This is a genomic window from Pedobacter sp. 01T416_2, from assembly GCF_056398925.1.
On the sequence record NZ_JBFTQI010000567.1, the window covers coordinates 1 to 3,942 of the forward strand.

Consider the following 3,942-nt stretch of genomic DNA (forward strand, 5'->3'; position numbering starts at 1 on the left):
TCCTTAGTCTGTGATCGTCCTTGAATCTACCACGCTTCGATTTCTGTAATGTCAGATGTTACCATCTGACATTCAATAGATTTTTATTTAAATTCTTTCAAGCACCATTTTTATCGCTTGCGCTACAATTTTGTTTGGTTCTTTGCTAAATTCGAAATTTACACGACTGGCTAAAATGGCATTTACTGAAATTGCGTTATGACCCAAAACTTTGGCTAGTGCATAAATCCCTGCGGTTTCCATTTCCAGATTGGTAATACGGTGCTGATTGCTTTTAAAGCTATTAATCAAGCCAATAAAATCGGGAACCGCGTTTTTAGCACGTACAATTCTACCCTGTGGAGCATAAAAGCCAGGCGCCGTAATGGTTATGCCTTTCGCCATGTCTTTTCCAATCGTATTCAATAATGTTTCACTCGCTGCCGTTAAATAAGGATTGATATTTTTAAGATGCCCAAAGTGTGCTTTGATATCATCCATTAAAATCTGTTCATCACCAGATAATTTTTGAAGGTAATAATTCATTAAGGCATCCATCCCTAAGCCATAAGAAGAAGCTAAAATTGTTCCCATCGGAATATCCGGTTGAACAGCACCAGAGGTACCCACTCTGATAATATTTAATGAAGTAAGCTCTTTTTTAATTTCACGGGTTTCAAAATCAACATTAACCAGGGCATCTAACTCATTAAAAACAATATCAATGTTATCGGTACCAATACCTGTTGAGAGTACGGTAACGCGTTTTTTGCCTAAATAACCAGTGTGGGTGATAAACTCGCGTTTACCTTTTTTAAATTCTATTTTGTCGAAATATTTGCTTACCTCGCCAACGCGGTCAGGATCGCCAACGGTAATTACAGTATCAGCAATATCACCCGGTAAAAGGTTTAAGTGGTATATGCTCCCATCAGGATTGATGATTAAGTCGCTTTCGGATATTTTCATATTTGGTTTATTTTGCCCGCTGATTTCGATGATTCACTCAGATTTCATCCGTGTTCACCCTTTTAATCTGTGGTTATTAAACGGTTTGCAGGTATTTTAATTTAACACCTTCAATTTTATCAAATTTACTTAAAACCTGGTTGAGTTGTGCTTTTCTGACTTCAAATTTCAATATGCAATTGGTATCAAACTGTTGCGCCAAAATCTGTAAGTTCTCCTCTTTGCTCAACTTCATTACATCGTTCATCTGAAGGTAATCGAAATGCACTTCATAAACATCATTCACGGTTTTGCTGATAACCGAAGCTGCTTTAATTGCCTCAACACTAGCTGTTTTGTATGCATTAATTAAACCTGGAACACCCAGTAAGGTTCCACCGAAATAACGTACAACAACAATTAATGTATTGGTGATATCTTCTGACAATAAACAGTTCAGAATAGGCCTGCCTGCGGTACCCGAAGGTTCGCCATCATCATTCATTCGATAAACAGATCGATCTGGTGTTAAACGATATGCATAACAAAAATGATTGGCCTTAACATGTTCTGCGCGAAGTTTGGTGATAACCGGCTTTAATTCTACTTCACTACGGATAGGATAGGCATATGCAATAAATTTGCTTCCTTTATCTCGAAAGATACCCTCTGAGGCACTTTCGATGGTTTTATAAGAATCATCGAACAGCATTTTGCGATAGTGTAATGAAAATAATAGCAGCAATAGCGAAGATGATGCCTGCGTAATTTAACTTGCTCAGCTTTTCTTTAAAAGCAATAACACCAATTAAGGTGCCTACTATGATTACGCCTAAATTCATCGCTGCAAACACGGTAGATGGATTTTCTGCCAGCGCTTTATGGGCTTTCATGTAAAAAAGGATATTCCCAAAATTGAAGAAGCCTAAAATAAATCCGCAAACCACATTTACCAGTTGTATTTTTATTTTGCCAGCCATTACCATCGAAATTACAATAAGCAATGAAACAATAAACGCCAGGCAAAAAACAGTAAAAAGCGAGGTGGTATAAGGCAATTCTTTATATAATGCAATTTGTTTAAAAAGGACGTCGATTACCCCAAAACCGACGAAAACCATAATGGGGTAGAGCAGGCTTCCTTTATTGCTTTCTTCCTGATCAGATTTCCGAAGAAAAGTTAAAAAAATAGCCACAAAACCAATCGCCAGACCAATAATTTTCAGGTTATTAAAATCTTCTTTAAAAATAAAATAAGCCGCCAGTATCGGGATAAATAGCGATAAACGTTGTGCGATATCTGTTTTAACAATGCCAAGGTTTTTTACCGATGCCGCAAGGAATAAAAATATCGACGGCAATAGAATAGCCAGGGCAATATAAATAGGCCACGGTGCGGTAGAGGTGATCAGTTTAACATCGGGCTTAAAAAAAAGAAAACATAAGCTTAATGCAGTAAAATAATTAATGGTAACGGCTTGAATAATACTGATTTGGTACCGTTTTGCCAGCTTTAATAAAACGGCTACGGTAACACTACAGCAAATGCTTAAAATAATGTAGATCATTTATTTGATGTCGTTTAGATAGATAGAGAGTTTGTCATTTCCGATTTGAACTGTTTCCTGCAGATTTCCATTAATGTTTGGAGAAGAAACCCCATCGCTCCAGCTGGCAGATGAAGTAAAAATACGTGCTTCATCCCATAGGTTGGTATTTAAAAATTGATTTAAAATATTGGCGCCGCCCTCAATGATTACCGATTGTATATCCATCAGGTAAAGCTGAAAGGCGATTTTTTGGGCTAAATAAAAGTGCATATCTTCCATCTGGATATAATGGATATTCTCTATAACATCAGTTTTAACCTCATTAAAGATAATGGTTTTGGCTGCTGCATTGAAGATATGGTTCGTTATTGGCACCTGAAGGTTCTTGTCGATTACCAGGCGGATTGGGTTTTTGCCTGTCCATTCCCGAGCGGTTAATTGCGGATTATCCATAATGGCAGTTTGCTTGCCGATCAGGATCGCATCTTCTTCGCTACGCCATTGATGCGCCAAACGTTTGGCCAAAGCGCCGCTGATCCATTTCTGGTGACCATCCTTTGTTGCGAAATAACCATTTGCGGTTTGGGCCCATTTTAAAATAATATAAGGTCTTTGTTTTTGTATCCGGGTAAAAAATCTTCTGTTGAAATAGCGGCATTCATCATCCAAAATTCCACTCGCCACTTCAATTCCTGCATTTCTGAGTTTTTCGATGCCTTTGCCATCGACACCTGAAAAAGGGTCTCTATTGCCAATCACTACCTTCTTTAGCTGATGTTTTACCAATAAATCAGCACAGGGAGGCGTTTTGCCAAAATGGGCACAGGGCTCTAGGTTAACATAAACAGTAGCCTGTTTCAAGAGATTTTCGGCCTCATCGCCGTGTTTATCAAAAACAGCTTTAACGGCATTGGGTTCGGCATGCGATTTTCCATATTCCTGATGATATCCTTCTCCAATAATTCTGCCATCTACAACGATAACACAGCCAACCATTGGGTTCGGACTAACATTCCCTAAAGCTAAGGCTGCTAAGTCAAGACAGCGTTTTATATAAAATTCATCGCTCATTAGCGCAAAAGTAGTAAAAAAAGAGTCATGGCCTTATCAAAAGAGAGCTGTTATCATCCCAATTAAGTAATTTTGTACATATGAAGATAGGAGAATTAGCGGCGCATTACGAACTCGAACTTGAGCCTTTATACGATAGTAATGAAGCAAAAGCATTATTTAGTATTGCTGCCGAGCAAGTTTTGGCTTTATCTTCAGCTAAACTGATCATGCAAAAAGATATCGATATCAGCTTTATCAATATGCAGAAACTTTTGAGCATCCTCAACGATTTGCAGATCGGAAAACCCATTCAGCATATTTTGGAAGAAGCTCATTTTTATGGCGCTGTGTTTAAAGTTAACGAACAAGTGCTTATCCCGAGGCCAGAAACAGAAGAACTGGTAGATTGGAT

At 38.1% G+C, this 3,942-nt stretch carries 5 protein-coding genes; 1 reads left to right on the forward strand and 4 read right to left on the reverse strand.

Annotation, left to right across the window (positions count from 1 at the left end; all coding sequences use genetic code 11):
• Positions 1–87 precede the first annotated feature (87 nt).
• The 4 genes from AC1DPQ_RS20375 to ribD form a co-directional block, all read right to left on the reverse strand.
• A complete protein-coding gene (locus tag AC1DPQ_RS20375; protein WP_477583855.1) occupies positions 88–948 on the reverse strand; it encodes a nucleoside phosphorylase in 861 nt (286 codons plus the stop codon).
• Positions 949–1,024: 76 nt separating this feature from the next.
• Entirely contained in the window at positions 1,025–1,639 is a 615-nt protein-coding gene (locus AC1DPQ_RS20380; protein ID WP_477583857.1) for an IMPACT family protein, read from the reverse strand.
• On the reverse strand, positions 1,626–2,495 hold the full coding sequence (locus AC1DPQ_RS20385; protein WP_477610700.1) for an EamA family transporter: 870 nt from the start codon (positions 2,493–2,495) through the stop codon (positions 1,626–1,628). Before AC1DPQ_RS20385 ends, AC1DPQ_RS20380 begins: the two co-directional genes overlap by 14 nt.
• Entirely contained in the window at positions 2,496–3,548 is a 1,053-nt protein-coding gene (gene ribD, locus AC1DPQ_RS20390; RefSeq protein WP_477610701.1) for a bifunctional diaminohydroxyphosphoribosylaminopyrimidine deaminase/5-amino-6-(5-phosphoribosylamino)uracil reductase RibD, read from the reverse strand.
• Positions 3,549–3,628: 80 nt separating this feature from the next.
• On the opposite strand from ribD, the gene AC1DPQ_RS20395 reads away from it, so the two are divergent.
• Positions 3,629–3,942, forward strand: a 314-nt coding sequence (locus AC1DPQ_RS20395; protein ID WP_477610702.1) for a class I SAM-dependent methyltransferase, incomplete at its 3' end; no start/stop codon positions are given.

Coding starts and splice junctions, on each gene's coding strand:
- ribD (WP_477610701.1), bottom strand. CDS start 3,548: ATGAGCGATGAATTTTATATAAAACGCTGTCTTGACTTAGCAGCCTTA.
- AC1DPQ_RS20380 (WP_477583857.1), bottom strand. CDS start 1,639: ATGCTGTTCGATGATTCTTATAAAACCATCGAAAGTGCCTCAGAGGGT.
- AC1DPQ_RS20385 (WP_477610700.1), bottom strand. CDS start 2,495: ATGATCTACATTATTTTAAGCATTTGCTGTAGTGTTACCGTAGCCGTT.
- AC1DPQ_RS20375 (WP_477583855.1), bottom strand. CDS start 948: ATGAAAATATCCGAAAGCGACTTAATCATCAATCCTGATGGGAGCATA.